37 protein-coding genes are annotated in these 26,451 nt (G+C 31.7%); all 37 read right to left on the bottom strand.

Going from position 1 to position 26,451, the window contains the following annotated elements:
- Nucleotides 1–94: 94 nt before the first annotated feature.
- A complete protein-coding gene (locus tag AB8B23_RS03380) occupies nt 95–421 on the bottom strand; it encodes a universal stress protein (protein ID WP_369713426.1) in 327 nt (108 codons plus the stop codon).
- Between the two features lie 12 nt (nt 422–433).
- A complete protein-coding gene (locus AB8B23_RS03375; protein WP_369713425.1) occupies nt 434–697 on the bottom strand; it encodes a DUF6275 family protein in 264 nt (87 codons plus the stop codon).
- 140 nt (nt 698–837) lie between these two features.
- Nucleotides 838–1,827, bottom strand: coding sequence for a glycosyl hydrolase 108 family protein (locus AB8B23_RS03370; RefSeq protein WP_369713424.1), 990 nt, complete (start codon nt 1,825–1,827; stop codon nt 838–840).
- Nucleotides 1,828–2,307 (bottom strand): cytoplasmic protein, encoded by a 480-nt coding sequence (locus tag AB8B23_RS03365; protein WP_369713422.1) that lies wholly within the window; start codon nt 2,305–2,307, stop codon nt 1,828–1,830.
- Nucleotides 2,308–2,317: 10 nt separating this feature from the next.
- Complete coding sequence (locus AB8B23_RS03360) at nt 2,318–3,109, bottom strand: hypothetical protein (protein WP_369713421.1); 792 nt, start codon at nt 3,107–3,109, stop codon at nt 2,318–2,320.
- A gap of 36 nt (nt 3,110–3,145) precedes the next feature.
- Nucleotides 3,146–4,417, bottom strand: coding sequence for a hypothetical protein (locus AB8B23_RS03355; RefSeq protein WP_369713419.1), 1,272 nt, complete (start codon nt 4,415–4,417; stop codon nt 3,146–3,148).
- Entirely contained in the window at nt 4,418–5,101 is a 684-nt protein-coding gene (locus AB8B23_RS03350) for a hypothetical protein (RefSeq protein WP_369713417.1), read from the bottom strand. It abuts the gene before it with no gap.
- Nucleotides 5,088–6,275 carry a baseplate J/gp47 family protein gene (locus AB8B23_RS03345; RefSeq protein WP_369713416.1) on the bottom strand — a complete coding sequence of 396 codons (1,188 nt, stop codon included), beginning with the start codon at nt 6,273–6,275 and terminating at the stop codon, nt 5,088–5,090. The genes AB8B23_RS03350 and AB8B23_RS03345 overlap by 14 nt, the downstream gene beginning before the upstream one ends.
- 13 nt (nt 6,276–6,288) lie before the next feature.
- On the bottom strand, nt 6,289–6,666 hold the full coding sequence (locus AB8B23_RS03340; RefSeq protein WP_369713415.1) for a hypothetical protein: 378 nt from the start codon (nt 6,664–6,666) through the stop codon (nt 6,289–6,291).
- Between the two features lie 503 nt (nt 6,667–7,169).
- A complete protein-coding gene (locus AB8B23_RS03335; protein WP_369713413.1) occupies nt 7,170–7,754 on the bottom strand; it encodes a hypothetical protein in 585 nt (194 codons plus the stop codon).
- Nucleotides 7,755–7,838: 84 nt separating this feature from the next.
- Nucleotides 7,839–8,909 carry a hypothetical protein gene (locus tag AB8B23_RS03330; RefSeq protein ID WP_369713412.1) on the bottom strand — a complete coding sequence of 357 codons (1,071 nt, stop codon included), beginning with the start codon at nt 8,907–8,909 and terminating at the stop codon, nt 7,839–7,841.
- Nucleotides 8,909–9,244: a hypothetical protein gene (locus AB8B23_RS03325; RefSeq protein WP_369713410.1), complete on the bottom strand. Its 336-nt coding sequence runs from the start codon at nt 9,242–9,244 to the stop codon at nt 8,909–8,911. Before AB8B23_RS03325 ends, AB8B23_RS03330 begins: the two co-directional genes overlap by 1 nt.
- On the bottom strand, nt 9,241–9,834 hold the full coding sequence (locus AB8B23_RS03320) for a phage baseplate protein (RefSeq protein WP_369713408.1): 594 nt from the start codon (nt 9,832–9,834) through the stop codon (nt 9,241–9,243). The genes AB8B23_RS03325 and AB8B23_RS03320 overlap by 4 nt, the downstream gene beginning before the upstream one ends.
- A gap of 12 nt (nt 9,835–9,846) precedes the next feature.
- Complete coding sequence (locus AB8B23_RS03315) at nt 9,847–12,783, bottom strand: phage tail tape measure protein (protein WP_369713407.1); 2,937 nt, start codon at nt 12,781–12,783, stop codon at nt 9,847–9,849.
- 1 nt (nt 12,784) lies between these two features.
- Nucleotides 12,785–13,021 carry a hypothetical protein gene (locus tag AB8B23_RS03310; RefSeq protein ID WP_369713406.1) on the bottom strand — a complete coding sequence of 79 codons (237 nt, stop codon included), beginning with the start codon at nt 13,019–13,021 and terminating at the stop codon, nt 12,785–12,787.
- A 28-nt stretch (nt 13,022–13,049) separates the two neighbouring features.
- Nucleotides 13,050–13,562 carry a hypothetical protein gene (locus tag AB8B23_RS03305; protein ID WP_369713405.1) on the bottom strand — a complete coding sequence of 171 codons (513 nt, stop codon included), beginning with the start codon at nt 13,560–13,562 and terminating at the stop codon, nt 13,050–13,052.
- A gap of 86 nt (nt 13,563–13,648) precedes the next feature.
- Entirely contained in the window at nt 13,649–14,218 is a 570-nt protein-coding gene (locus AB8B23_RS03300) for a Rha family transcriptional regulator (RefSeq protein WP_369713403.1), read from the bottom strand.
- A gap of 114 nt (nt 14,219–14,332) precedes the next feature.
- Complete coding sequence (locus tag AB8B23_RS03295; protein ID WP_369713402.1) at nt 14,333–14,509, bottom strand: AbrB/MazE/SpoVT family DNA-binding domain-containing protein; 177 nt, start codon at nt 14,507–14,509, stop codon at nt 14,333–14,335.
- Nucleotides 14,510–14,573: 64 nt separating this feature from the next.
- Nucleotides 14,574–15,317, bottom strand: coding sequence for a hypothetical protein (locus AB8B23_RS03290; protein ID WP_369713401.1), 744 nt, complete (start codon nt 15,315–15,317; stop codon nt 14,574–14,576).
- Between the two features lie 208 nt (nt 15,318–15,525).
- The gene (locus tag AB8B23_RS03285) at nt 15,526–15,906 is read right to left on the bottom strand and encodes a type II toxin-antitoxin system PemK/MazF family toxin (RefSeq protein WP_094079842.1); all 381 of its coding nucleotides are present in this window, start codon (nt 15,904–15,906) and stop codon (nt 15,526–15,528) included.
- Nucleotides 15,906–16,397, bottom strand: coding sequence for a Panacea domain-containing protein (locus AB8B23_RS03280; protein ID WP_369713400.1), 492 nt, complete (start codon nt 16,395–16,397; stop codon nt 15,906–15,908). Before AB8B23_RS03280 ends, AB8B23_RS03285 begins: the two co-directional genes overlap by 1 nt.
- Nucleotides 16,398–16,568: 171 nt before the next feature.
- Complete coding sequence (locus AB8B23_RS03275) at nt 16,569–17,000, bottom strand: phage protein (RefSeq protein WP_369713399.1); 432 nt, start codon at nt 16,998–17,000, stop codon at nt 16,569–16,571.
- Nucleotides 17,001–17,014: 14 nt separating this feature from the next.
- Nucleotides 17,015–18,163 carry a hypothetical protein gene (locus tag AB8B23_RS03270; RefSeq protein WP_369713398.1) on the bottom strand — a complete coding sequence of 383 codons (1,149 nt, stop codon included), beginning with the start codon at nt 18,161–18,163 and terminating at the stop codon, nt 17,015–17,017.
- Nucleotides 18,163–18,627: a hypothetical protein gene (locus AB8B23_RS03265; protein WP_369713397.1), complete on the bottom strand. Its 465-nt coding sequence runs from the start codon at nt 18,625–18,627 to the stop codon at nt 18,163–18,165. The genes AB8B23_RS03270 and AB8B23_RS03265 overlap by 1 nt, the downstream gene beginning before the upstream one ends.
- The gene (locus AB8B23_RS03260) at nt 18,611–18,991 is read right to left on the bottom strand and encodes a hypothetical protein (protein ID WP_369713396.1); all 381 of its coding nucleotides are present in this window, start codon (nt 18,989–18,991) and stop codon (nt 18,611–18,613) included. The genes AB8B23_RS03265 and AB8B23_RS03260 overlap by 17 nt, the downstream gene beginning before the upstream one ends.
- The gene (locus AB8B23_RS03255) at nt 18,991–19,407 is read right to left on the bottom strand and encodes a hypothetical protein (protein ID WP_369713395.1); all 417 of its coding nucleotides are present in this window, start codon (nt 19,405–19,407) and stop codon (nt 18,991–18,993) included. The genes AB8B23_RS03260 and AB8B23_RS03255 overlap by 1 nt, the downstream gene beginning before the upstream one ends.
- Nucleotides 19,388–19,645: a hypothetical protein gene (locus AB8B23_RS03250; protein ID WP_369713393.1), complete on the bottom strand. Its 258-nt coding sequence runs from the start codon at nt 19,643–19,645 to the stop codon at nt 19,388–19,390. The genes AB8B23_RS03255 and AB8B23_RS03250 overlap by 20 nt, the downstream gene beginning before the upstream one ends.
- A 10-nt stretch (nt 19,646–19,655) precedes the next feature.
- Nucleotides 19,656–19,964, bottom strand: coding sequence for a hypothetical protein (locus tag AB8B23_RS03245; protein ID WP_369713392.1), 309 nt, complete (start codon nt 19,962–19,964; stop codon nt 19,656–19,658).
- Nucleotides 19,964–20,137, bottom strand: coding sequence for a hypothetical protein (locus AB8B23_RS03240; RefSeq protein WP_369713391.1), 174 nt, complete (start codon nt 20,135–20,137; stop codon nt 19,964–19,966). Before AB8B23_RS03240 ends, AB8B23_RS03245 begins: the two co-directional genes overlap by 1 nt.
- A 9-nt stretch (nt 20,138–20,146) precedes the next feature.
- Nucleotides 20,147–21,202, bottom strand: coding sequence for a major capsid protein (locus AB8B23_RS03235; protein ID WP_369713390.1), 1,056 nt, complete (start codon nt 21,200–21,202; stop codon nt 20,147–20,149).
- Between the two features lie 11 nt (nt 21,203–21,213).
- Nucleotides 21,214–21,606 carry a hypothetical protein gene (locus tag AB8B23_RS03230; protein WP_369713388.1) on the bottom strand — a complete coding sequence of 131 codons (393 nt, stop codon included), beginning with the start codon at nt 21,604–21,606 and terminating at the stop codon, nt 21,214–21,216.
- Between the two features lie 9 nt (nt 21,607–21,615).
- Nucleotides 21,616–22,212: a hypothetical protein gene (locus AB8B23_RS03225; protein WP_369713386.1), complete on the bottom strand. Its 597-nt coding sequence runs from the start codon at nt 22,210–22,212 to the stop codon at nt 21,616–21,618.
- 124 nt (nt 22,213–22,336) lie between these two features.
- Nucleotides 22,337–22,912, bottom strand: a complete 576-nt coding sequence (locus AB8B23_RS03220; RefSeq protein ID WP_369713384.1) for a minor capsid protein — start codon at nt 22,910–22,912, stop codon at nt 22,337–22,339.
- Entirely contained in the window at nt 22,905–24,137 is a 1,233-nt protein-coding gene (locus AB8B23_RS03215; protein ID WP_369713382.1) for a hypothetical protein, read from the bottom strand. Before AB8B23_RS03215 ends, AB8B23_RS03220 begins: the two co-directional genes overlap by 8 nt.
- Before the next feature lie 12 nt (nt 24,138–24,149).
- Nucleotides 24,150–25,352, bottom strand: a complete 1,203-nt coding sequence (locus tag AB8B23_RS03210) for a PBSX family phage terminase large subunit (protein WP_369713380.1) — start codon at nt 25,350–25,352, stop codon at nt 24,150–24,152.
- Nucleotides 25,345–26,076 carry a hypothetical protein gene (locus AB8B23_RS03205; RefSeq protein ID WP_369713378.1) on the bottom strand — a complete coding sequence of 244 codons (732 nt, stop codon included), beginning with the start codon at nt 26,074–26,076 and terminating at the stop codon, nt 25,345–25,347. The genes AB8B23_RS03210 and AB8B23_RS03205 overlap by 8 nt, the downstream gene beginning before the upstream one ends.
- Nucleotides 26,077–26,186: 110 nt before the next feature.
- On the bottom strand, nt 26,187–26,351 hold the full coding sequence (locus AB8B23_RS03200) for a hypothetical protein (protein ID WP_369713377.1): 165 nt from the start codon (nt 26,349–26,351) through the stop codon (nt 26,187–26,189).
- Nucleotides 26,352–26,451 lie beyond the last annotated feature (100 nt).

The following is a 26,451-nucleotide window of genomic DNA, read 5'->3' as shown; positions in this document are numbered from 1 at the left end:
ACAATAAATTTCCTAAAGTTCCTAAAAGTAGACCGTAAGCTATAAATATAATATCTTTAATGTATTCTCCCATTACTGCTCCTTCTTATAAATTTTAAAGTATATTTCTGTTTTCAGCTTTTTCTACATCGAAAATTTGTTGTAATATAACTTTTAAATCAAATGTTTTTCTAGCTTCCTTTAAGACTTCTGATAGCGCTTCTTCTCCAACTTCTTCAGCAAAGTTAGGAATCCATTTTCTGTCAATTGATTTTTCTTTTTCTAATAACTCTTCTAATTTATCCCAAAATCCTTCGTATACTTGATTAAATTTTTCTATCCCTTCTTTTCCTTTTGCAACTATTTCTGTTTTATAGATTAAAGTTTTTCCTAATTCCAAAATTTTTCCTGTTAAATATATTTTTGCTGCTAATTTATCCATTTTTATCGTCTCCTAAAAAATTATTTTCTTGTTTTCCCATTTCTTGTACGCATCTAAGTACATCTCATCTTTATCTCCGTTGTATGTAAGTTCATAATACATTCCATCTGAAATAGTTGTACTCAATAGCGCTTTTGCATTCTGTAATGTTTTACAGTACCATACCACAAATACATCTTCCTTTTTTAATTCAAATTTATCTGTTTTATCACTTCTGCTATTAAAATATTTTGTCACTTCTTCTTTGCAAATATCTTGAAATTTATTAAAATCCATTGTTTTTCCTCCTAAAATTTATAAAATCAATTTTAAGCCAGCTAGCAGGCTCTACAATCAATTTTTGCTTGCTAGCCAACCTATTTACCCAAAAAAATTTTTTATGTTCAAATTCAGCTTGTATTCAAGCCATTTTCACGTTACTTCAGTTCAAAATGTGGCGTATCATTCATTTTCCAATTTCCGCCCCACTCAATGTTAATATTTTTACTTTTTGCAATATTCAAGATATGATTTGCAATCAATTTTAATTTCTTTTCATCATACCCTTCTTCAGATGTAAATTTTCTATACACTCCATTTTCTATAACTCCACAAGGAAATATGTCAACTGCGTGTCCATATCCATCATCTTTGATTTGATGATTAGATTTAAATTTTTTCCCATCACAATTTGTAACTTTTGGTCCAGGTAAAGTTCTGCCTTTTTGATATAAAGCAAACTGTTCTTCCGTTGTCCTAGCACCGTCTGTAATTCTAAAATCATACGGACTGTTTTCAATTGCAGCTTTCATAACGTCAACCAGCTTTGGATGTACTTTTTCCATTTTATCTAGACTTGACTGGGCAAAAGAATATGTTTTGTTCTCTGTTGCTGTGTTTTCCTTATTCTGGTCTCTCAAATATTCCTCCTTTCTTTGAACTCTGTTCAGCCATCCTGTCAAGAATCCTTCCTGTGTCCTGTCAGCTTCAACTTTTCCCTTGTAATAAATTCTCTGCAAGTTGTGATAAACTTCCAAAAATTTTTCAGGATCTGCCGAATTTAATGCTTCCAATGTTTTGCTTCCGATTATTCCGTCCACATCAAGATTTGCATTTGTAAGCTGGTTTATAGCAATCTGTGCGTTTTTTGTTCCATTTCTGCCACTATTTACTGCCCAGTCGCATATAGATAAAGCCACTTTGTCGTTTATGACTTTATCCAGCTTGTTTCCTAAGTAATATTTTTTCAGATATATATTTTTTGCAAAATCTATTGTTAAATCTTGCATATCGCCTTTATACCCAAAATCCCTTGCCACTTCCTCAATTATTCCAAATTTAGTTTTACCTCCTTTGTCGTGCTTGTCATCTGAATATCCACCTTCAACTTTCAGCAAATAATCAAAAATCTTTTCAAATCTGTCCATTTATACCACTTCCTTTTCTTTAATTAATTCCATATCTCTTAAATATTTATATAACTTTGCAGGACTGAATTGATTAGCCTTTAATGTCTTTAAATTATATGTCAAACTTTCATCCAGCCCTTTATTAATTAGATGTATACATAATTCCGAACAAAAATATTTGTCCTTATGCTCAATCCCTAACTCAAGTAATTGGCTAAAGAAAATTGCTCCATAGTCATAGCCCTTGCCTTTCAGTTTCATAAACTCTTTTAGCACAACAGGGATTTCAATATGCTTGTCAAGCTCATATATATCCATGTTATCCTTATAAACGAAAGGTTTTATCCTTACTCCACCTGGATTGCTTAGATACACATAGTCATTATAGATAAACTCGCAATGGCTATATTTTCCTAATGTTCTTAACGATATTAAAAATCCAATCAGGCTTTTTGGTTTATGAAAGCTGATATATAGTTTGTCTTTTTCTAATTGCATAAAATACCTCCTAACTTTGCTTCATTTCGCTTTCAAATAATTTGTTATATTCAATTTCAGCATTAAACGTTTTCAGTTCCTCTACTGTTTTGTTTTCTAAGCTATGTGACAGTGTAGTTTCAGCAACCATTGAGGCTGTCGTATGTTTTCTCATTATTTCGGACATTTCTATGAATTTCTGAACACTTACATTTACATATTTTTCTGTTCCATCCTCGGTGTAGAATTTCCAGTTGCTGTACTCTGTCGCCATTAAGTCAGTCATAACTTGTGCAAAGTCCAGCTTTTGTCCTTTTGAAATTTTTCCCATAAGTCCAAGGATAAACTTTAGTACTAGCGAAAACAATATTTTAGTGATGTTGCTTTGGTCTATTGTCCTGTTGCCCTGTAAATACTTAGTTCCTTTCACTTCAAACTCAAAAGGCTTTTTTTCTCTCTCGATTCTTAGTTCATAAAGCTCTTGTTTCAATTTCTCGATTTTTTCTTCCTTTTTGTATTTGATTTGATTGTCTTCTATGTACTCAAATTCAGATAGTTCAACTGTCTTGATTTTACCATTTTCTATCAACTCATTTGAATTTAAAGTGTATTTCCCGGCTTTATATAATTCTTCTTTTGTTGCTTCTCTTAGATTCCCGTTATCCAAAACCGGATTTTGGTATTCTGTTTCACTCCAAATATATTTTTCACTATCCCAATCCGGGTAAAATCTGGTTGGATTTTCTTTAAATTCTTTCAGAGTTGTGATAATTGGTCTTGCTATTATTTCAAGACTTTCTTTGCTATAAATTACAATATTCATCTTTTTTCATTCCTCTCTTCAAATTTACTTTAAAATCTATTTCCAGCGTCCATATGCCGTAAAGAAAATCTTTATTGGACCAATAGGAAACTCTCCGTAGGCATCGAATGTGTTGGAGCCTAAAACATTTATCGCAATGTTAGTATTATGACTAGATCCATCATGGATTGCTACAACACTATAAATTTCTTTAAAATCATTATCTAATACATTTCTATAAAAACTCCCCAAAGCTCCAGCAAAACCTTTTCCAAATTGAACAATAACTCCGTTTGGGTATTTTATAGTGTTTTTCCCAAAAATTAAATAATTTTCTATCCTATCTGAAATTGGTTTATTACTTATTGCTCTGAACTTAGAACTTTCGTTATATGTTAAATTTGTATTTGCTATACATTCGTAATAAAATTTTGTAACTGTATCATAATAGAATTTTCCTTTAATCTTGTTTCCAAAATCTTGGATATTCCCTCCGAACTCTAGCCCGATTATTTCAGCTAACCTTTTCCCTTCCAAAGCTGTGTTAACAGTAGTTCCCAATCTTACTTTACCTGCCGTTGTTTCAGAAGCTTCTGGAATTACAGAAGAAGCTAAATCTTTCACCTTCTTTTCTGTTATTAACCCCTGATCTGTTTCAGTTGCCGGTTTTAACACTTTTCTAAATAATCTGGCTATATTTTTGATTGTTACTATCTTTGTGTGATTTAACCCTTCAATTAATCTATCCCATGCTGTTTCATTTTCATTGTTTTTAACCAGATTTTCTATTTTAGTAATATCTGTGTTTGCTTCAGCTTCGGAATAGATTTTGGCTATTCCGTTTTTTTGTTCTGTTGCATAGTTCAAGATGTTTATTATTACGAATTGAGTGCCGTTAAATTCAACGAAATATTTTTCGTTTGTTTTTAAATCATCTGCTTCTAAATTTCCCAATGTCCCGTCTTGATTTTTTTGAATTTGATATTCTTCGTTTTTTATTCTGATAAAAACATTATTAGTTTGGTTTCCGCTTTTTATTTCTAACAACAATTTTAAACCTTTAAATAATCCGAATTCACCGATTCCGTTCAAATTTATTTCGTAAATTTCTTTACCTGATTCAGTCTTTTTAATAGTTTCGATCGAGTGTACTAATCCTTTTTGTAGTTCATTCATAATATCTGCTGTGATTGTTGTTCCAACTTGAGTTGCTGTTCTTTCTCCTTGCCATTCGTGCCTTGTTAATCCCACACCAACATCACTCGCATCTTTTATCTTGTATACGTCTAAATTGTTTCCTTCCCAATCTTTAAATTTTTTTAATGCCATCTATTTCACTCCTTCCTTAGTAATAACATTTGTATTTGATATACCTGTTTCAGTAAATTTATTTCGTTTAATGCTGTCATAATAATAGTTCCCTACTTCGTATTTAAAATCTAATGTTATTCTTATTCCGCTTGCCACCCCTAGAGTCTTCAAATTATTTCTTATTCTTTCTTTCAAAGTGTAAGGCATAGCTTTATTCAGAAGTATATAAATATTTCCACCCTTTTTTTCAAAATATTGAGCTTCATTATTTCCGCCATAGCCTCCGTTTCTGACATTTATATTTATATTTCCATCTGTGCTTTTTCTGATTCCTTCTTCAAAAACAAAAATATTCTTTTTGGGATCTTCAGAAAATATCTTCAATACATCAAGAAGTACATCAAATGTAGAATTTTTTAAAGATTTTGAGATTTCTGCCAATATTCTTATTTTAAAGTTTTCATCTGTTTCGTTATTATTCCTTTTTAAATTAAAAGTATTTCCAAATCTATCAAGCACAAAACCTTTTGCAGCCATTAAATCAAGTGATTTAAAAAGCTTTGATAATCCTTGCCTGGATTGCAATATTTCTTCTAGATATAATTTTAATAAAAAATAATTATTACTCTCCTTGTTTCTTTTATACATATGCGGAAATTTACTAATTACTTCATCTGTATATTCTTCACTATTCTGATACATAAAACACCTCAATATTATTTTCATTTATTTTAAACTTTTGTCCTAGTGGTATGCTAAAAATTTTTGTGAACTCTTGTTCTTGAACGTTACTTTCAATTGTTCCCATTTTAAGACGTATTTTTCTAATATCGTCTATTCCAAGAATTTCAGAATATACTTTTAAATAACTTGCTCCTTCTCCTGTTTCAAGATTATTTATATAATTTAATATTTCTTGTTTTATCAGCGGAGTATACCTATTATCTTTTTCAGCTTCGTTTTTCACTCTCACAACTTCAACTTTTATTTGAAGAGTACTGTATTTTAATAAATTATAAGTAATTTTTCTACTAAATCCTCCTCTAGTAATTTTTTTCTCAAATATTTCTGCCTCATTTTCTCCAAGAGTCAATATTCCATCCGCTTTCAAATCTAATATAGTTTCAAAAATCTTGTCATCAGGAGTTCCTTCAAGAAATATTTTGATAGTTCCAGCTTCCGTTGCTGGTTCTGTTTCAGGATCTAGTATTAATACATTCTTTACATTTTCCAGCGCCATAAGTCCGTTATACAACGCCGAATGTGTCGCAGTCTGTTCGATAGCCTGTTTTCTTTTTAATCTTGCTCTGTAAAGACTATCACTTTCATCATCCGCTCCGCCGTTTATATCAGCATCGTTTATAATCTTAGCGACTCCACCATATTCAGTTGTAAATGAAACATCACTTGTAATATTACTTTCATCTCCAATTTCAACTGCCTGAATAAATCCTACTCCGTAATATTCGTTATTATCCAGCTTGTCTAAGGTAACGTTAGATAACAATCTGTATTCCTTTTCAGCGTATTTTATAATAGTTTGTGCTGGTATAACTCTATTTTTTTCTCCTGTTATTTTTACTTGTCCAGTTGCATAAGCCCCTGGATTTCGTGGAGTTCTTAACAAAGTTCCGAAATAGTCCAAATAAATTCCAGTTGCTGTATTTAGATTTATCTGATTGTTAAAGTCCAAAAGCTCTTCCCATAATTTTGATAATTCAAATCCTATTGCTTCTGAATGAATACCCTCAGGAGTATTAAAATCTAAAGTATACTCATTGTCTTGTAGTCTTGCTTTATACCGTTTTTCTATATCTTTCATAATATCCAAAAAACTTTTCAATACAAATCCTGTATCTGTTACTCCAAAATCCATTGTTCCCCCTTTCCTAAATTGTCAAAGTTTTTCCATTTTTTAACAATATCTCTACATCGAAATTATAATTTCCAGTTCCATTTTTAAAATCACTTTCAAATTTTATTATTTCTGCCACATCTTCATCTGCCAAGATAGTTTCCTTCACTTGAGTTTCGATATTAAACTTTTCCAGCAAATTTCCTATCTGTCCGTTATTTTCATTTCTTTTAATCCAGTAAATACCTTCGTTTCTATGCAAAAACCATTCATTAAAGAATAATCTCAATTTATTCTCAAGCCTTAGCCTTATTTTCTCTATTTCAGAACTTAATACTATGTTTTTGCCCATTACAACATCAATTTCTTTGTTGTTGTCTTTTTCAGTTTGCCAACTTTCAACACTTTTCATATCAACTGCCTTTCTAAAAAATTGTAACAAAAAAATCACAATCAAATTAATGACTGTGAAATTTTACTTGACTTTTTATGAAATTATGATATACTTATGATAAGTTCATAGTGTGAAGGGAAGTAAATTATTTTTTACTTCTCTTTTTTTTTACCCATCTACAAACTTTATAAATATACTCCGTTGTTTTTATTATACAAAATACTGTAAAAGCTATTCTTATAAAATCATTCATAAAACGCTCCTCCAAAAGATAAAATGGGTGGGGGAGGGAGCAGAGCCTAACGCTCTTTTGACCTCCTAACTTTCTTAATAATCCATTTTACAAATCTTACTATATATTCTATAGTAGCGATTATCATTAAAGCTATTTCCCATTTTTCTTTTAAGTTCATAGTGTTTTTCTCCCTCCAGTAGCAATTATATAAAATTTCATATAATTTTTCAAGATTTTTTGTTAATCACAGTTATTATATTTAATTGTAATTGTCCTTATTTATATCTTAATCCAACGGCATTCCGCCGTTAGTATGAGTTAAGAATGACTTGCCGCCAATTGTAGCGTCTCCGCTCACTTTCAAATCTCCCTCAATACTTACTGCTCCGCTTATATTTATAGAGCCGCCTTTTATACTAACTCCACTATCATTTATCGTTACAAGTGTTCCGCCGTAAGCAATGTAGAAGTCGTTAGATATATTCTTTTCTGCATCACTTGTTATTTGTCCAACCACAATAGCATTGTTTATATCGAATTTAGCACTAGAGTTCGGCTCACAAGGTTCGGAAGCATTTCGTGCATTGAACGTATCGTGCTGACAAAAGGCTACCAAAGCCTTGTCATTTACAGATAACGGAGCATTTATTTTACATTTGCTGCCCCAAAATATTGGAGCAATCGGCACATTTTCAATTACTTCTACTTCATCACGAGTGCCAAAAAGTTCAGGAATATCAAGCATTTGTATACTGCAAATCATATTTGAATTGTCTACTTCTACAATTTTGGCTATTGCAAGAGTATTTAAATTATCAAAACTTCCATTTATCATATTTTCAATATGATCCCCTACTGTCTTTTTTCTCATTTGTTGCCTCCTACTCCGTATTTATTTACAATTCTATCCCAATCTGATTCTTTTTTCTTTCCACCACTTTTTGTAGTGGTTTTTTTACTGCCTTTCTTCGTTTCTTTTTTGCTGTCTTTTCGGCTTTTTTCTCTTTATTTTCTTTATCCTTTCCATCTTTTTTACTTTTTTCTTTATTTTTTTCTTTTTAGAAGATTTTTCATTTTTACCTTTCTTACCTGTAACAATCTCGATTTCATTAGCCTTTTTAGTTTCCTCATCATCAAATTTAGTTCTTATTTCCAGTTCTGTATAAGCGTCTGTTTTAAAATTCATTACATGCTTGCCTTTTGTAATAAGATACTCCCCTTTAATTTCAAGCTGTTCAAAAGTCTTTTTCAAATCAAGGTTAATTTTAAATCCTTCCTGAAATCTGTGGTCAAATATCGCTTTCAAAGTATAAGTTCCGTCATTTTCCTTGATATCTTGAAATCTGTTTGAATCGAACTCTAAAACACCTCTGTTTATCTTGTCTCTTGGCTGAAATGTTACAACTCCATTTGTTATAAAGAAAACGCTTTTTGTATCTTTTGCCAGTTCCTTGAAAATATGTTTTACGTTGTTATGTAGAGTTTTGCCGTCCTTATAATCAATATCTTTCCCAAGCTCTATTGTCCCAGCTTTTAATTTATCCAGTTTAGACAAAATAAGTTTTATAATCGTACTTGCCTTAGTTCCTTTTCCAGTCTTTAAATTAATTTTTGTGTCCTTGTATTCGTCGTTGTAAGTGTTGCAAGTTATCTCAAATTTCTTGTCAGCATTGTTCCAGCTCCCTTTCAGACTTTCAATAATACCTTTATAAATAACTCCAATATCCTTGTTTTTTCCATCGTTCCAGTATCCTGCTTCAATAACTACTTCCACGCCTTTTTTCAGTTTCTTAATCATTTCATCTGTCAAGTTATAGATAACTACTTTAGCGATATTCGTGCTTTCGGTAATATCAAACTCTGTTTCTATCTCAAAGTCAGGCGACGAATCAACACCATTTTCAACTTGAAACCTTTCAAACTCAATTTCTTCTGTTTCGCTTCCGTTTTTCACTTTAAACGTTACTTTTGCATATCTGTCCCACAGAATATAATAATTATTGCTATTTTGTGTATTTTCAGCCATTAAACCACCACCATAATATCCTGCAACACTCCAGCCGTTTCCGTTGTAAACTCAACATCAAAGCCATTTAGATTGATTGGCAAGGCTATCATCTTAACATTTGGAAATTCCTTATATCTTCTCCTACATATTAGAAACAAATCTTCATAAGCATTAATTCTCTGTCCAATATGCAAATCCTCGTTATCGCTCTTTATATCCAAATACCAAAGCCCCCTGATGTTATAAAAATCCAACGTTGCTACGAGCGTTTTTTCTCCATCATCAAGTAATATTTTATAACTGCTCTTGCCGTTTTCTTTATACGTAATATCAAAACTATATAATTTTTTCATTCTATAACATCTCCTGCTCTAGGATCAATTTCAAATTCATTTTGCATTGATTCATTTAAATTGATTTCTGTAACTTCCTTGTTCTGTGTACTTGCTTCAGGAACGTATGCTTCCGTTGTTGTTTTTCCGTCAGCTGTAGTAAATTTAAGCAAATTTATTTCTTTCAGATTTATTGAAACCTTAATGCTTGTGTGGCTTTCGTAATTTTCGGCATAGCTGACACTTGTGATTGCAAGAGGAGCATAAACTTTATTTAATTTAGTGTACATAAACATCGTGTAATTTCTTTTCCTTGATTCTTTAACAAGTTTTTCAAGCTCATCTTTCCATTCTTTACCATGCAAAATTACTTCGATTTTTAATGTATAAGGATTTACGAACATATTTTCATTGAAATTATCTTTTAAATAAGATTTGTACCCTGTTATCTCATTATCTTGGCTGTAATCAGTTGACAACACTAAAAGGGGTATAGTGCCTAAAAATCCATTAGGCTTAATACCAAAATACTTTAAATACAGTTTTTCAAGTTTATCTTTCTGAACTTCAAATTCAGCAAACTTTGTCTTTAAAAAATCTAATACTTGCATTCTATCCCCCTTTTACACTATCCCTAATTTTTCAAGTTCACGTTTCAATTCCTGCAATGTTTCGTCAGTTCCAGTAACATTGAATACAAAGTGATTATTATTTGTAACAACTGTTCCTGTTTCTTTTGTGCCGCCACGTGTATTTTTCTTAATAGATTTTAAGTTTCCTAACATATCACGAGTTGTAGTATTTCTGGCAATCATAGAACCGTTTGGCAACCAAATAGCTTCGTCTCCGTGTTCATCTGTAGTAGTCATATTGTTATAACGCCAACCAGGAAAATAATCTGTTCCTGTTGCCATAGTACCGTATTTAGGAATACCTCCACCCATATTATGTTTCATTCTTTGAGTATCTACAGCATTTTTATAACTACTAACAACTTTTCCTGCATGATCCAATGCTCCACCAATATCTCCGTTCAAGAGAGCTTTCATTGCTGCTCCAGCTTCTCTTGCTGCAGCTATCAATCCGCTTATTTTTCCAATCATATCACTAATCGCGTTTCCGACCACAGTTTTTACGGTATTCCAAACTCCATTAACTATATTTCTGAATGTCTCATTTTTTTGATAACATTCAACAAGCCAACCAATAAACGCACCTATTGCGGCTCCGATTGGTCCACCCAGTAAAAGTCCTGCAATCAATCCTATTGCTACTTGCCAATGTTGTTTTATTTGATCCCATATAAGATTCACTCCATCTCTAAACCAGCCTACATTGTTGTATAACCACAATAATGCCATTCCGATTGGTCCACCTAACAAGAAAGCTCCTAAATAACTTAATATTGTTACCCAATGCTGTTTTATAAAATCCCAAATTGCGTTCACTCCATCTCTAAACCAAGTTACGTGATTATAAAGCCAAGTAAGTCCCGCCCAAATTATCAATAAAGCACCTACTATCAATAAAGCCATCCATGTATACGGATTCATCATAGCAACACCATTTAATGCAGCCTGTAAAGCAATCAATCCTTTAAGTATTATCATAGCACCTGCTAAAATCAAAAATGCTTTCCCCAAAGTTTCCACAGTTCCTTTATTTTTCTCTACCCATTTAGACATCTCTTGTATTTTTTCAGTAAATTTTTCTACATTTTTCTTAAATGATTCCAATTTCTGCTTCACTTCATCAGCAGTCATCCCCCATATTTTAGTTTTGTCCTTTGCATCGCTTGATTTTGTGCTGAAACCAAATATTGCTCCAATAACAGCCATTATTAAATCGCCGATTGCTCCTAATGCAGTGCCAAGACTTTGCAACGCCGATTCCCAGACTTTGCTTACATCAGCATTTTCCTGCAAATAATCCTGCCATTGCTTAAACAGGTTAAATATAACTACTAGCCCAATAGCAAGAAGTCCATATAAAACCATTTTAAATGAATTCGCACTTGCAATCGCCTCTTTTATTCCAGTTATAAAAGGTCCAATACTTGCCTTTAATTTTTGAAAAACTAATTCTCCTACAACCAACGCTCCTAAAACAGAAACTAATTGCAACAGCCAAGGGGCTTTTTCAGCAACCATTCCTATTGCTTCAGCAATTCCCACAAATAGTCCTGCAACTGGAACTAATAAAGGCTCTAATGAATCAAATACCGCCGCAAACGTGCTTGACATTGTTCCCATTAACGTTTCAACTGCTCCAGCACTTCCCTGCATCATGAACTTGCTTAATTTTTCAGCTGCTCCACTACTATTTTTTATTTCGTTTTGAAGTTTTTTTAAGTCTTCGATACTTCCATTTAACAATGTATTTACTGCTCTACCACCTTGCACTCCAAATATAGTTTTCAACACTCCAGCCTTATCAGCATTTCCCATTTTGTCAGTTACACCTTTTAACCGCTCCAAAATAGAAGTCATATCCTGCAAGTTTCCTTTTTCATCTGTAACCTTACCAATCAATTGTTCTAATTTATCTCGTTTTTTAAAATCCTTCATACTTTCAAACATTTGATTTAATCCTGTACCCGCAGTAGAACCTATCAATCCGTTGTCATTCATTTTACCAAGCATCGCATAAACTGTTTCCATAGGAACTCCTAACGCTTTTCCAGAAGCTCCAACGTATTTAAAACCTTCAGCAAGTCTTGGCAAATCTGCCGCAGTATTTTTAGATGTAACGGCTATCATATCAGTTACTTTTTGCGCTTCTTTTGCGGACAACTGATAAGAATTCATGTGCATTTTTACCATTTCAAGTGCTGGCGTGATGTCCGAATTGAATGCTTGTGCTAAATTTGCAGCCGATGGAATAATCTCTTTCATCTCATCTTTTTTTATCCCTAAAGTTGCTCCTGCATTTATAGCTTGTGCAACATCTAAATTATTAAACTTAGTTGCTCCACCAACTTGTTTTGTAAGTTTCCTGTAATCTTTCAAGTCAGTTCCAAAACCTCCAGTCTTAGCAGAAGCCCCACGCAACTCGTAATCAGTCTGTCCGTACTCCTGTAACGCTTCCATTCCAGCTTGTGTAATAAAACTTCCTGCTTTGTACAATGCTCCGTCACGAACTTTATTTAAAAGCCCCTTAACTCTTTTCATTGCGCTATCAGCACCTTTTGCAACATTTCCAAGAGGATTTTTAACTGATTTTCCGACTGCTTCCTTTGCCTTGTTCAGTTCATCCATTTTCTTTTTGGCTTCCTGTGTCTCTCTCTTGACATTATCCAGTCCGCTTTTTACATTTTTACCTGTTCCAAGCAACTTCATCATATCCTGTGCTGTTTTAAGCTGCGATTTTAATTTATCTCCTTGGGACTGCAAATGCTTCTGCATATGCTGAATTTGCTTATTAAAATTATTTAAAGTAACTTTATCTAATGCTTTGGCTAGCCTTTCAGCTTCCTTTTGCATAGACTGTATCCATTGCTTTGCATTTTTGTCTTTTATTACAAATTCCAACTCATAAGTAACTCCTACTCCGCTAGCCATTTCATCTTCCTTTCTTCATTTTCTTCTGTTCCTGCTCTTTTATTTTCTGTATTTCTGTATCATAGAAACACATCTTTAAAAATGTCTCAAATTCTTTTTCAGGAATATCGTTCTTGTTATATCTTTCTAAAAATTCAAATGAATTAAAACTTTTAAAATTGTCATTTAATTCAAGCTGAAATGCCAAATTTTCAACTTCTGTTATTTCCTTTAGCATTTCATCTTTATTTATGTACATCTTCCCTTCATAGAAAAAAGCAGGATTTCTATTTAAGGAAGGGATTTCTTACCACTTCCGACAGGAAAGTAGCTAATTCTGCAATTTCACTTGCTGGAAAATCTTCAATTTCAAATTTTGGCAATAATCCATCATTATAGAAATCAGTAACTGTGTCAGCGAACGAAAATATTCCTTTACCTGTTCCAGGGTCAAGTTCCATTTTAGAATATCTAATCGCCTGTCTTGTTGACGGATATTCACAAATTACATCTTTCGCTTTGCCGTCCCAATCAATCAAAGTGTATTTAAATATCTGTTTAGGTCTTAATCCACCCTGCTGTTTTATTCTTCTTCTTTCGGCTTCATTTCTTCTTTTTTTGATTTCTTCAGCCGTTTCCTCTGTTGCAATAGCTTCAATCGTTGCTGCTTCATTCTTAACTTCTTTATTTTCAACTGTTATATTTTCATTATCTTGTGTAATAGGTGGCAATCCAGCCATTTCTCTTGACATATTAATTGCTTTTTCTTCTTCTTCATTATATTTTCTTTCTAAATTCATTTTATTTCTCCTTATATATTTTAATTTTATTTTTTGTAACAAAAAAAATCACAATCAAATTAATGACTGTGATTTAATGTTTCTATTTAATTTTCAATTTGGTCTAGTAAATTTTCTACTTCAAACGTCATTCCAGAAAGCTCGTCAATCTGATTTGTTATCATTGCCAAGTCCTGAGAAAGTTTACATATCTTTCTATAAGTATCACTTCTTACTTCATTAGCCTTATTTGCAATCTCTTTTATCTTAGCCCAATGAACTGCTTTATCAAGTGGTATTGAAACTTTGTCACTTTTCGGCATCGGTAACAATCTTTGTTGATTTAACAATCTTTCCATTCTGTTAAATTCGTTTATGTAAGCCAGTTTGAATTTATTGTGTCCTTGTATATTGAACATGTAAAGGATAAATCCATCTTTTGTTAAAAGATATTCTTTATATTTTCTCTTTTGGTTAGAAACCCTGTATTCATTAGGGAAAATTAGAGAGCGGATATTTCCGTTTTCTTGATATTCCTTACTTTCAACCAACTTTTCAATACTTTCCAAAATATCTGAATGTCTTCTGTTTAATGCTTTTGCAACAACTCTACTACTTACAACCAATCCATAATTTTCATTTCTTTCAACTTTTACTAAATCCATAATGTTTTCCATTAAATTTCCTCCTAAAATATTGTTTTTTAAGAGAATATATAGTATAATAGTATTGGTTAGATACGTTATACGTATATATCCTCTTTTTCGTTTCGTTACGAGAGAGGGGATTTTTTATTTTGCTTTTCTTATGATAATTTCTTTTTTATCTTGGTTATATTCTAGTTCCACCTCTCTTTCTTCTTGGCTAACTCCCATATCATCTAAAATTGTTTTAGGAATTGATAATTTTGTATTTACATATCCTGCACCACTTTTTCCATATGATACTTTTAAAATTCTTTTGCTCATTTTATCCTCCTATTCCGTAACGTAATTATTATACAACATACGTTACGGAAAGTCAAGAACTTTTTTAAAAATTTTTATTCTTAAATATTATATATCTATCTTTAAGCTCCTCTTTCTTTTCAATCATGGCTAAAAACTGATTTCTCACATTGTCTAATGTAGTTTGATTAGGGTCGTTGAAAAAATTTTCTATTTCATTAATAATGTTATTTTTCAAAGTATATTCTTCAGAAGCTAATTGTGTTATTTCTCCACACTCTTTATCGAAAATTCGATTTTCTGTAGGCTTGCACTCATAATCCAACACATTATTGTAAACATCCTTTAGTTTTGTTTTGTCCTTGCTCAACAGCCTTTTAGCTTTCTCAGAATCTTGTTTATCAAAAGCACCTAAAATTTCTTTAAAATCATCAAAATATTGATTATCAGCATTTTCTAAAAACGTTACAAGTCTTTTCTGTTCTTTTGTTGCTATAGATTTATCAACTTCAGTTGCTTTTGCTTCAGCCTTTGGCTCTTCTTTCTTAACCTCTTCCTTTTTGGCTTCAACTTTCTTAACTTCTTTTTTCTCTGCTGTTTCAGTTTTATTCCCTGAATTTGGCGAACTAGCTACCGCCAGAAACAAAAATACAACCGCTAATACGGAATCCAGTTTATCCTTTTTAGTTCTTTCGCTTTTAATTTTCTTTTTTGCCTCTTTCTTGCTCATAGTTTTTCTGTATTCTTTAATTTTAGGAATTTCTTTCAAACTGAACCTAATTACCCTAACATAGAAATATATACAGGCTATCCAAAATATTAAAAACATTTAATATCATTCCTCCTTAAAAATAATTTACTATATTATACACTATTTCTAAGGGAAATTAAAGAATGATTTTAATTATACCACTATCCCAAACTTAAAAAACAAATATTTTAGTTTCACAGTCATTATTCAATTGCCATTGTCCTGTTTTTTTACATAAAAAAATCACAGCTAAATTAATAACTGTGATTTTGAATATTTTTAATTGCTATTCTAACAACCCTTCCATAACTTCATTATGAAACTGCTCTACTTTTTCCGCTATTTCTAAAAATAGTTCTTCGTAATCTGATTTTAAATCTCCTATTATAACGCTAGTATCTATCTGTTGCATTGGTATTGAAACCATTCTATGTGTCCTAATATACGATAATCTAGTCAAGTTTATTTTGGGAAATTTTGATGGATCTATTTCTATATCATATACTGGATTTACATTTATTCTGTTTGGAATAGTTGAAATAGGAAGAACTACATAATCATCATTTTCAGGACTTCTTAATACTAAAGCAGGTCTTGATTTGATTGAATTTCTATGTAATCTTGTATCGTAGTATTGAGTTAAACATCTGACTATTTTTCCTACCATCAAACCACCGCTTCGTAGTCATCAAATTCATCGTAGTACATATCCCACATATAGTCATAAGGTCTTACTTTCTTTGCGTCTTCTCTTATATCTTCAGTTTGGATTTTAATCCTTCCGTTTTCTTCTTTTTTAAGCCCCTTTCGGGAATTAATCCAAGAAGTCTCTTTATGTGTTAATGCGCTTAACTTCCACGATGCTAATGCTCCGTATTCTTGAATTACATTGTTTATTATGTATTTACTTTCACTTTTTATGTCTTCTGTTTCATAGTTTATTCCATCTGTTGTGTAAGAAGTTCGTACCTCTCTTGACACGGGTCCATACTTCCAGCCTTCAAATGTCTCATTAAAAAGAGGTTCATTTAAAATAGCAATTGTTTCCCTTTGCGAAAAATACAGCAACTTCTGTAATTTCATTTCATCAATAATTTCTCCTGTCACTCTTTTATATTCATTAAAAATATATTGAGCAACATTTATTATTTTTTCCATATCGCTACCTCCTCTAGTTATCATTTGACAACTAAATTATATCTTAAAAGTAGCAAAAGTGCAACAGAAATTTAGAGTTTTTTTGACTAATATCAAAATATCACAAACCACAGTTATTATATTTAATTGTAATTGTCCTTATGATTTTATTTCCTTTGTTAAATAATTTTTCTACATTACAAGTTCTCTGCTCTCTGCTTCAAACTCCCAAGCCCTAGCTTCAGTACCACTTTCATTTGCATACTTTAACCCAGCCTTTTTCTTAAACGAAACGCCGTTATAAATGTAAGTTTCATTTGTATTTGTATCAGTAATTACCATAAACATCGGAAATAATCCTTTATTTGCTTTCCAAAGTTTGTGCAATCTTTCCATTGTTCTGTGTTCCTCGCTTCCATAAAGCAAGCTCAACGTAATAGATACACTTTCATCTACCGATACATTTACTACTTTCTGTCCGCAGCTCGCAATCGTAGAGCTTGAACTTTCTGTATTCGGATCATCTTCAAAACCATCTTCATGTCTGCAAGTAATCGCATAAGGAATTCCTGCGGCAGTCAGTATGATTTTGACATTATCCACATTATATTGTTTTGTTGCCATATATCTTTACCTCCTTATTTATTAAAAATAATTTCTCCGTCTGTTGTAATTGCTCCAGTAAGTGAAACGTGTCTAACGCCGTTCAGGTAAGTAACTTTTAAATCAAATTTGAATTTCCCTTCCCTGATTGACTCCTGCGTTATTTCATCTACTGTTAAATGCCCCAGCTTAATGTTTATCTCGTTGCCATTCTTATCTTTTTGAGTTATGATTCCGAAATAGCTTCCAGCGTTATCCACCATAAACATTCCAGCGTTAGCACCTTGTCTACAACGTTCTCTAATGATTGATTCTATCATCAGTCTTCCAGTATCATTCAAAGGTATTTTATCTTTTCTCACTTGGAAGATTGTTAAATCCTTTTTCAATCCATCTCTTAACCAAATCTCAATCAATTTCAATTCAATAAGCGTCTTATTATCTGAATTAAGTCCGTTTACAATGTGAAAATATCCTTGCGTTGGTTTAGATAGATAATTCAATCCAGCGTCCCAAAATGCCTTTTGTTCAGTTTTTGTGAAGTTCTCCTGCACAAATCCATTAATTTGCGTAGAATGCACAATATAACTTCCCAAATCTTTATATCCTATCGTTCCACCAACCAATGCTCCAGTAAGCCAGTTTCCTTTTGCTAAGTTCTTAGCGCCTTCAATAACGAACGCTACATTATCAATATTATTATCCGTCTGTAGTGCTGTAGCCTTAGATGAATTTCCTAATTTTTCATAATTTACAGCTATAAAGAACTGCTTATCCTTGTCAGTTTTTGCATAAGCTATAATACTGTCTATGTAATTTTTCTCTGCGACTATATCCATATTAGTAATCCAGTTGGTAACCTCGAAAGCGTCCTCATGATCTACATAAGTTTTCATAAGTTCCGTAAACGTAGTTGCTGTATTGTTTCCGTACACTACAACATTTAATGGAGTGTATGATTGTGAATAGGCACTTGCTATTAACTTATAAAAAATATGATTCTCATCTAATCCACTCACATTCAGCTCCAATAAATCCTTTGGCTCTGTAATATAAGTTGGCGATATTGCGAAGTCTTTTGTAAAAAACATTAGGCTTCTGACATCAGCATAAAATGCTCTGTTATTTTCTGATTTTATTTGTACATTATTCAATGTATTCAAATCATTTCTTTCTATTGCCATTATTCCTCCCTAAAATCTTTATTTATATAATGCTCTGCAAAATAGCTAAATTGCAGAACTTGTTTGTAATATTTTCTGCCCATAAAATTAAAAGGCGTTTCCTGTATCTTGTATACTTTCCGTATCTTCCTTTGATGTTTCCTCTCGTCAAAGTAATCGTTTGTTGCGTTTGTATTTGCCAAAAACATATAAAGCATATCAAAATCATTATGCTTCTCTCGTGATTCCAAAGTCAAAAGTGCCTGTATTTCCTCATCATAACAATATTTATCGTTTCCAAAAGGAATAGGATTACCTGCATCTTCGATATACAGATTATAGAAAACAAGTGGGAATTTAAGTTTTTCATACTGTTCAGCCGAAATTTCATCACGTTTTTCTTCATTGATAACTTGATTTATGCCAAACTTTTTACAAAACTCTTTAATATCATTCACAACTTCTTTTCTAATCTCGCTTGTCATCTATATTCAGCTCCATTCTCAAAAATTCCCCATAATTTTCCTCGATATTCACAACCCTGTAAATCACATCTTTATGCTTTATTTTTATACCTTCTGATACCTTAAAATCCTGATTATCATCCAAAATATAATATCCCTCTTTTTTATTCGATAAAAAACTCCCGTCCATACTTTGTGGAAATGATGAATTATGTTTAGGTGTCAGTATAGCCATTTTTACTGTCTTTTCTATTTTGTTTTGAATAGGATTGCCTATTTCGTCAAATTCGATCTCAGAATTTTCTGAATATATAGTTACATCATCAGAAAACTTCCTTATAACTTTTAAAACTTTTCTAATAGCCGCCCTAACTTTCCTGTCCACTATCCACCACCTCTCCCAACAATTCTTCCACCATTAATCTTGGCGGCGATATTGCTTTTAAAATGTCCTGTTTCAATCATCGGATTATTAAATCCTTTTTTCTTAATTGTTGCAGGACTGTTTGCTGGACTTTTAATTCTTTCAATCATTGCTTTATACTTTGTGCTTGCCTCTGTTCCGATTTTATTAGTCATCGCTTCAACGCTGAAGCTTCCATTTATAATCTTTGCAACTCCTTCTTTAAAGTATCTAACCGCCATTGGCTTAAACTGCTCAAAAGCCTTTTGGTTATAATTCCATCCTGGGACTCCACGGCTAGATCCTGTATCAAGAACATTGGATAATCCAAAGGCATTAAACCCACCTTTAACACTATAATTGGTTACTGTTCCAACTTCAATTTTTTGTCTGTTCATCGCCAGCAGCTTTTCCAGATTCTTGTTTTTTGGCTTCTCCTTTATTTTCAGTTTGCACGGCATTCTTATCACCCAGCTCTATAATTTCAATATTAAGTTTTCTTTCCTTAATTTCCTCTTCCGCAATATTCATTCTGCGAGGTGTCAAATCAAGTTCATTATCGCCTTCTTTAAGCAATATATGATTTAATTTGACAAGCAGAATTTCTCCTTTTTCCTTGTTTTTAAAATTAAACATAATCCCCTCCTTAAACTATTGATACAGTTGTTTCGTTTTCGTCGATTCCAAGAATTTTCAACAACTGTTTGTATATTGTTAAATATTGATTATTTCCACCTGTTTCTTCGATTACGATGTTAGATGCTTGAACTTTTGTAAATTCAAAATCATCTAATGAAGTGATTAAATATCCAAAAAGATATATTTTAAGCAATTTTTCTTTTTCGCTGCTATGTTTTTCTTCAGCAACTTTATAAAACTGCTCAACAACTCCTGCATCAAAATCTGAAGTTTCAGGAATATATTTTTTCAGCTCTTCCAAAGTTTCATCCGTCATTACTCATCAACTCTTTCGCTAACAAGTTTGTTTTCTGACAAAACTTCGAATTCTGCCTCAGTTAATTCCAGCTTATCACCAATTTCATATCTAACATCGTTGTATCTCAAAGGCGTTAAAGCTACTGCTTCGACAATAGCTTTTACCTCTTCCTTTTTATTCTCTTTTGCCATTCAATTCACCTACCCAACTGTTGCTATGAACATACTATTCATTATTGATGGATTTGGAGCAACTAAATCTTCGATTACAACATTCACATTATTTACAACCCCTGCTGATTTCGATTCAGGTACAACTTCCACAGTTGCAAACGTTCCTGCTATATCCACAACTTCTCTATCTCCTAACAACCCAAGCAGTTCATCGGTTTTTGTTGGAGTTGGTCCGTATTCCATAACTCCTAATTGTCCATTTGGAATTAATGTTACAATGTTATCTGGAAATACATTTTTAGTTGTTTTTCCAACTTTTATTTTTTCGTCCCAAATCAGTATTGTCATCCCAATTACATCCTCAATAGTAGATTTAATAAGTGCTGGAGTAACCGTAACAATAGTATTCTTAAATAATGCTTTTACAGTATCGTGTTTTTTTAGTGCATTATACGTAGCTTTTGACATTAAAGCTATTTCTACGTTTCCTCCACCTTTTTCAACTATTTCTTTCCATCTTTCTAAATCTTCAAGTGGTTTTGCTGTTGCGGCACTCCAAATATTAGTTCCTGCCAACGTTTCTTTGTATTTATTAGCAAGTCTATAATTAATTGTCTGTCCTCCACCGTTTTCATCAACAAACGTTACTTTGGCTGTTGATAAAAATTGTGAAACTGTGTAAGCTGCGATTGCTCTTGCACTTCCTAAAAAACCTTTTGCTCCTGCAAATTTTTCAAAGATTTGTATTGAATAGTTATCGATAATTGATTGATTATTTGTATTCAAAATTTCTAACAATTCTTTTCTACGTTTCTCGTCAAGCTTCATACCTTCTCTAAAAAACTGCTTATCCCCTTTTGTTGTTGTTTTTAAATCCCAGTCTCTAAACATTACATCCGCATCTAGTTGGCTGCTTTGTAATACTTCAACTGCTCCACCGTCTAAACTTCCAAATGTATTTATATCAAAAGTGTTTGAAAATACAGCTGGAAACATTGCTTCTACTAACGTAGTTCCTTTTACTCCTGCATAATACTTATTTAAACTTTTTGCGTTTAATAAATCTGTTAAATTCATTGACATCTCTTAACCTCCTATTTTCTATCCTTATAAATGTAAGTTACCCCTGCTGGTAACTCCGCTTTTGTAACTGTAATTGGCGTAGGATGTTCTTTTCCTACTGCGATTAATTTATCTAAATATGCAACTCCTTCAAGCGAAACCGTTGCTTGCTCATTGTCGTTATAATATTTAAACTCAACATCATGTAACAATACAGCTTCCGCCTGTGTTCCTGTTCCTGTTGGAATTACAAATGCTCCTTTTTCTCTTAAATCTTCCCCATTTTTTGCTTTAACAAGTGTTCCAGCCAACAAATACTCTTTATTGGTATTTTTATCTTTATAAATGTAATTAGCAAAATCCGATTTCAATATTTTAACTTGCACATTTAAATTTTCTTTATGCATTACTGTTCTTTTTAACATTTTAACCTCCTAAAATTTTGTAAGATCTGTTTCGTTGTTTTTATTTTTTTCAATCATTCTGTCAACAAAATCTTTTTCATCTTTCTTTTTATCCTTTGGATTGAATCCTCCGTTTGTTATAGAGTTCTTTTTCAAGAAATCTGTTGTGAACTCTTTTTCTTTAGCTGCTACATTCTTAACTGCCAACTCAAGACTTTCAATTGTCATATCTGGTGTAATTTGGACTAAATCAGCGAATTGTGGACTAATCTTTAACTCTGTTATCAACTCGTTTTTTCTAGTTCTTAAAGTTGTTAGATTTAATTGTTTTTTAGTTTCAGCAAGCTCTTTTTCAATTTTTTCTTTCTCTAAATTTGCCAATTCTTCAGCAGTTTTGCCGTGCTTTTGAAATTCCTCAAGCTGTTTATTGCTGTGTCCAAGCTGCGATTTCAAGGAATTGATTTCCTTGTCTTTTTCAGCTTGTGCTTTTTTAAAATTCTCAATTTCAGCTTTCAAATCATCAAACGTTGGCTCATTACCACCTGAACCAGCTCCATCTCCATTGCCTTTTCCGTCTCCTGGTTCTTCATAATTTAAATTGAATCTTTTTTCTAGTTTTTTTAACATTTCATTTCTCCTTGTTTTTTAGATTATTTGCTGTAACTCATAAATGATTTACAGCATTGATACTCTATAAATTTTTGAGATTTGATATCAAACAACTCATGAATGATTTGTAATCTTTCAACTCTCAAGAATTTTGGTTTATATCTTCAATTTCTTCTTTTGTTTCAGGAAAATAAACGGTAGCCCAACATCGGCATCCTGCTTCTTCCCCCGGAACTATTTCGGCATTATCCCAATTATAGATAACTCCGTCTCTTTCCTCGTGTGTCGGTCTAACACGTTCATCTCCCATTGTATTCCACTCAAAATATTCACTTTCACTTGCAATTATTTCTTTCAAAAAGTCTTTATAGTAATTTCCGAGCATGTTTCTTGCTCTAAATTTAGCGTTATTCCTCAATTTATCTTTTAAATCAGTTTTTTCCTTGTTTTCTTCAATATAATTATTTAAATTATTTTGCCAGTCTTTTATTTCTTTTATCTGTTTTACAGCTATTTTCGTATGTTTTTTAACATCTATATCTTTCGCTTTCTTAAATTTTTTCTCATAAGAAATGCTGTAATTAACAAATATTTTCATTAAATTTGAATAATTAATATCCGTTTTTTTGCCACTAAACATCGAAAATGCTGTTCTTCTAAAAAAATTAAACAACCTTTTCTCCGCTTTATGATTCCATTTAAAATCTATCTTAATCATACAAACCACTCAAATCCTGCAAAGTGTCATCTGTTACTTTTTCTATTAATTTTTTAAGTTTATATTCTTCATCAATATCTTTCGCCTTGCTTATTACATCAAGAGCTAATGATAAAGTTGTTAATTTAGAACTTTTTTCGTTTTCTAAGAATGTATCAAAATATGTATAATCGTTTTCAGTTAATTCATCAGAGCTTCCTGACAATTCCAACGCAATTTTGTCTAATTCTAATAAACTTTTTATAAAGTCTTCTCTAAAACTCGCCACTTTTGTTTTAAGTCCGTTATTCTTTAATAAATAAGTTTCTTCGCTTACATTTTGAGTTGCTGTATCTACCAAAAGATATTCAGGAAATAAATTTGATAATCTTTTTTCTAATCTCGCTATATCATTTTGCATTTCGCTGATTAACGGATTTGTCAATTCAATATATTTAAAACTAGCTTCCATTTCTTTTGAATTTTGAGTGTTGATAATTCTTTTCTTTTTATATCTCGCCTCTTCCAAAAGTTGTGCATTTTTCTTAATCTTGTCATTACCGGAATTAACATCTGCAAATTGTTTTACTCCGTTTGCGTGAAGCCAAGGGTCTCCGTGTATTCCAAATATTCTCCCAATGTAACTTTCAGTTTCGTTGATTTTATCGATAATATTCAATGCTTCTATAATGTTGCTGTCGTTTTTAAATTTTGAAACAGGAATTTTATCCAAAATAAAAGGAGTTTCAACTATCTCATTGTCTATTTTTTCTGTTCTTTTAACAGTTCCAGTATCAAGTTTCGTATACTCTCTCGAATACTCTCTACTTTGCTCTTCTCCGTTTTCGTCATAATAAACTTGTTCTCCTTCAACTTTAAACTTCTTGATTTCACCAAAAACTTCCGTATATTCAACATCATCTACATTATGTAAAATATACCTAATCTGCTCATCAGGAGTTAATATAACCTCAATAAATACTTCTTCATTCAAATACATTTCTTTAGCAATCTTTTTGCTAAAAGTAGTCATTTGATTAACTTCCCAAATTTCTTTTAATTTGTCATTTTCTATCCCCAAATCTTTTAAAGCTGTATTCGATAGAGCCTTTACAATATCTCGGATTGGATTAAATATTTCTACAGTTCCTTCAAACAGTCCTGGCATATTCTTACTTAAATTTGATTTACTGTATTGTTCCCTGTCATAATAAGTTTTAACTCTAGTTCTTTCTTCTTTAGTCATTAGCCCTCCTTTCTAATATAAATAAGCAATTCCACCTTCATCTTTTTTCAAGCTATATAAAACGTATCTTATCGCATCCATTACATCATCATTTTCTTTAACTGGCTCATCATTTTTCCCCCACACATAAGAATAAATTTCATCTTCAAATTTCCCTTTAAATGCCTTTTCTGTAATCTTTAGTGTATTTCTTTTGTACATTGCTCCAACCAAATCAATGCCTTCTTTTACATCTTTTTTTGCATTTTCAGCATTTATTCCAAGATCTAGTAACCCTTGTACATATTCAGTTCTAGCACTATCACAAAACACCCTTGAAACTTGATACTTCTTATATTTCTGTAAAATAAGCATTTTCCAGTAATCGAAATACTTATGCTGTTTCGCTATCACTTCAACAATATAATAATTATCTTCAAAATCCACTCCAATAACTACCAATGTTCCATAATGCTCAAATCCCCAGTCAACTCCAATGTAATATTCCTTTATTTCGACATCTTCTATATTCTCAATTACATTTTCTTTTTCAGAAAAATCAGCAAACACAACTCCTTCCTGTGCAACCCACAACCCTAAAACATCTCTATCATAAGTTGCTCCACGTGGAGTTGTCTTTTTGATAGAATCCACATATTCTTTATTAAGAAAAACATTATCATCTAGTCTGAAATTGCTAACTAAAATATTTAATCTGCCATTTTCTAATCTATCTCCAGCATTGTCAATATAATCTTTTTTTACAAAATGAGCTGGATTATCAGGATTGGTATCAATAAATATTTTTGCACCTTCCCCTGATGTTCTTGAAAACGCTTCTGTTATAAAAGTTTGGTGCAATGCTGTTGCCTCATTTATATAAGTGCCATGAGAAGTCATCCCTCTCATTTTTTTCCAGCTATCTGCCTTTTCTCCACCGAATAAATAAATATTGTTTCCGAATAGTTTAAAACTTCCGTCTTTTTTTGGCTTAAATTGTTTTCCCAACATAACTTCCCAGTCGTTTAAAACGTTCCGCCAAATACTTCCACTTGTTGCTCCAATTATGATGAAGTTAAGATTTTGGTTAGCAAATGCTGCAATATGTGATAACATCAGAAAATTATTTAAAAATGTTTTTCCGCTTCTTTTTGCTCCTGTTAAAATTGTTATTCTTGGCTGTTCTTTATTAAATATTTTCAATACTTCGTACTGTTTGGGTGTTAAATCATTCATCTTTTCCAACCTTTTCTGTTATATTTTTTAACAGCTCAATCATTTCTCTTTCTTTTTCCGAATCCTTGTCATCGTTATTTTTGATTTTAGTCTTTTCAATTTCTAAACGTTCTTTTTGGATTTCTAAAGCACTTCTGCTTAATTCATTATTTACAAGTTGTTCCTCTAGCTCTGCTTGTCTATAATCAGAAATAACTCTAGCATTGACTTTTATATCTTTTTCAAATTCTTTCAGAAGTTCCAACTTTTGTTTAATCATTGACATTTCTTCTTTATCTGTAGTTTCAAGAATTCTAGTTTCCAGTTTTTCTTTTTCCTCGATTATCCTTTTTAACCTTTCGACTGCATTATTATATTTTTTTGTTGCAATTTCATTTAAAACTTTCTCACTTTGTTCTATCTGAATCTGTCTTACGCTTTTTTTAATATCGTAATATTTAGTCTTTTTTATTCCATGTTTTTCCGTAATTTCTTCTCTAGGAACATTATTAAAAATATCCTTTTTTATCTGCATTTCCTTATCATTTGCACCAGTTTTATTTTTGGTGCATTTTTTAGAATTTGGTGCATTTCCTTTTGGTGCAACTTTTTTTTGCCATTTTTCTCTTTTTTTCCAGCTGTTAATGGTATTTGCACTTACTTTATACTTTTTTGATAACTCTGTAACTCCTACACCATTTTCATATTCATTCTTAATCAATAATTTTATGTTTTCATCTTTCATTTTTCCTTTACCTTTTTAGTTTTTAGACAAAAAAAGAGCCGACTTATAAATAGACTATATTTCTATAGTTTATCTACAAATCGGCTCATTAACTTTCATAACTCTTGCCTTTATCCAATTGTATTTGTTTTTTTTCTTCTTATTACTTTTCCTCTATTGAAAATAATTGTCATTTCTTTTTCTCCTTTTTTGTTCATTTCTTCCAATAATTCCACTATAAACAAAAAAAGATTTTTGTTACTTTCAATTTGTTTTATCTGCTCTTTGGTAAGCATTTTATCACTCCTTTATTATACCTTATTTTCGTTGTTTTTTCAATACTTTTATAATAAAAAATTACATATCCTGTCTATGTCTTTTTCGTTCATTTTACTT

Origin of the sequence: Leptotrichia sp. HSP-342 (genome assembly GCF_041199995.1) — a bacterium.
Taxonomy (GTDB): domain Bacteria; phylum Fusobacteriota; class Fusobacteriia; order Fusobacteriales; family Leptotrichiaceae; genus Leptotrichia; species Leptotrichia mesophila.
The sequence above is the reverse complement of the archived record's forward strand: the minus strand, read 5'-3'. Positions and strand labels throughout refer to the sequence as shown.

Bases quoted from the DNA above. Each gene is read 5' to 3' on its own strand.
- AB8B23_RS03300 (WP_369713403.1), bottom strand. From the start codon at position 14,218: ATGGAAAACATTATGGATTTAGTAAAAGTTGAAAGAAATGAAAATTAT.
- AB8B23_RS03235 (WP_369713390.1), bottom strand. From the start codon at position 21,202: ATGTCAATGAATTTAACAGATTTATTAAACGCAAAAAGTTTAAATAAG.
- AB8B23_RS03225 (WP_369713386.1), bottom strand. From the start codon at position 22,212: ATGTTAAAAAAACTAGAAAAAAGATTCAATTTAAATTATGAAGAACCA.
- AB8B23_RS03285 (WP_094079842.1), bottom strand. From the start codon at position 15,906: ATGGTAGGAAAAATAGTCAGATGTTTAACTCAATACTACGATACAAGA.
- AB8B23_RS03275 (WP_369713399.1), bottom strand. From the start codon at position 17,000: ATGGCAACAAAACAATATAATGTGGATAATGTCAAAATCATACTGACT.
- AB8B23_RS03375 (WP_369713425.1), bottom strand. From the start codon at position 697: ATGGATTTTAATAAATTTCAAGATATTTGCAAAGAAGAAGTGACAAAA.
- AB8B23_RS03310 (WP_369713406.1), bottom strand. From the start codon at position 13,021: ATGTACATAAATAAAGATGAAATGCTAAAGGAAATAACAGAAGTTGAA.
- AB8B23_RS03325 (WP_369713410.1), bottom strand. From the start codon at position 9,244: ATGAAAAAATTATATAGTTTTGATATTACGTATAAAGAAAACGGCAAG.
- AB8B23_RS03335 (WP_369713413.1), bottom strand. From the start codon at position 7,754: ATGAGAAAAAAGACAGTAGGGGATCATATTGAAAATATGATAAATGGA.
- AB8B23_RS03280 (WP_369713400.1), bottom strand. From the start codon at position 16,397: ATGGAAAAAATAATAAATGTTGCTCAATATATTTTTAATGAATATAAA.
- AB8B23_RS03305 (WP_369713405.1), bottom strand. From the start codon at position 13,562: ATGAATTTAGAAAGAAAATATAATGAAGAAGAAGAAAAAGCAATTAAT.
- AB8B23_RS03200 (WP_369713377.1), bottom strand. From the start codon at position 26,351: ATGCTTACCAAAGAGCAGATAAAACAAATTGAAAGTAACAAAAATCTT.
- AB8B23_RS03345 (WP_369713416.1), bottom strand. From the start codon at position 6,275: ATGGATTTTGGAGTAACAGATACAGGATTTGTATTGAAAAGTTTTTTG.
- AB8B23_RS03380 (WP_369713426.1), bottom strand. From the start codon at position 421: ATGGATAAATTAGCAGCAAAAATATATTTAACAGGAAAAATTTTGGAA.
- AB8B23_RS03340 (WP_369713415.1), bottom strand. From the start codon at position 6,666: ATGAAAAGTGTTGAAAGTTGGCAAACTGAAAAAGACAACAACAAAGAA.
- AB8B23_RS03295 (WP_369713402.1), bottom strand. From the start codon at position 14,509: ATGAGCAAAAGAATTTTAAAAGTATCATATGGAAAAAGTGGTGCAGGA.
- AB8B23_RS03320 (WP_369713408.1), bottom strand. From the start codon at position 9,834: ATGCAAGTATTAGATTTTTTAAAGACAAAGTTTGCTGAATTTGAAGTT.
- AB8B23_RS03350 (WP_369713417.1), bottom strand. From the start codon at position 5,101: ATGTATCAGAATAGTGAAGAATATACAGATGAAGTAATTAGTAAATTT.
- AB8B23_RS03355 (WP_369713419.1), bottom strand. From the start codon at position 4,417: ATGGCATTAAAAAAATTTAAAGATTGGGAAGGAAACAATTTAGACGTA.
- AB8B23_RS03240 (WP_369713391.1), bottom strand. From the start codon at position 20,137: ATGGCAAAAGAGAATAAAAAGGAAGAGGTAAAAGCTATTGTCGAAGCA.
- AB8B23_RS03365 (WP_369713422.1), bottom strand. From the start codon at position 2,307: ATGCAATTAGAAAAAGACAAACTATATATCAGCTTTCATAAACCAAAA.
- AB8B23_RS03255 (WP_369713395.1), bottom strand. From the start codon at position 19,407: ATGAACAGACAAAAAATTGAAGTTGGAACAGTAACCAATTATAGTGTT.
- AB8B23_RS03330 (WP_369713412.1), bottom strand. From the start codon at position 8,909: ATGGCTGAAAATACACAAAATAGCAATAATTATTATATTCTGTGGGAC.
- AB8B23_RS03315 (WP_369713407.1), bottom strand. From the start codon at position 12,783: ATGGCTAGCGGAGTAGGAGTTACTTATGAGTTGGAATTTGTAATAAAA.
- AB8B23_RS03290 (WP_369713401.1), bottom strand. From the start codon at position 15,317: ATGTTTTTAATATTTTGGATAGCCTGTATATATTTCTATGTTAGGGTA.
- AB8B23_RS03220 (WP_369713384.1), bottom strand. From the start codon at position 22,912: ATGATTAAGATAGATTTTAAATGGAATCATAAAGCGGAGAAAAGGTTG.
- AB8B23_RS03370 (WP_369713424.1), bottom strand. From the start codon at position 1,827: ATGGACAGATTTGAAAAGATTTTTGATTATTTGCTGAAAGTTGAAGGT.
- AB8B23_RS03205 (WP_369713378.1), bottom strand. From the start codon at position 26,076: ATGAAAGATGAAAACATAAAATTATTGATTAAGAATGAATATGAAAAT.
- AB8B23_RS03250 (WP_369713393.1), bottom strand. From the start codon at position 19,645: ATGTTTAATTTTAAAAACAAGGAAAAAGGAGAAATTCTGCTTGTCAAA.
- AB8B23_RS03245 (WP_369713392.1), bottom strand. From the start codon at position 19,964: ATGACGGATGAAACTTTGGAAGAGCTGAAAAAATATATTCCTGAAACT.
- AB8B23_RS03215 (WP_369713382.1), bottom strand. From the start codon at position 24,137: ATGACTAAAGAAGAAAGAACTAGAGTTAAAACTTATTATGACAGGGAA.
- AB8B23_RS03265 (WP_369713397.1), bottom strand. From the start codon at position 18,627: ATGACAAGCGAGATTAGAAAAGAAGTTGTGAATGATATTAAAGAGTTT.
- AB8B23_RS03230 (WP_369713388.1), bottom strand. From the start codon at position 21,606: ATGTTAAAAAGAACAGTAATGCATAAAGAAAATTTAAATGTGCAAGTT.
- AB8B23_RS03270 (WP_369713398.1), bottom strand. From the start codon at position 18,163: ATGGCAATAGAAAGAAATGATTTGAATACATTGAATAATGTACAAATA.
- AB8B23_RS03360 (WP_369713421.1), bottom strand. From the start codon at position 3,109: ATGAATATTGTAATTTATAGCAAAGAAAGTCTTGAAATAATAGCAAGA.
- AB8B23_RS03210 (WP_369713380.1), bottom strand. From the start codon at position 25,352: ATGAATGATTTAACACCCAAACAGTACGAAGTATTGAAAATATTTAAT.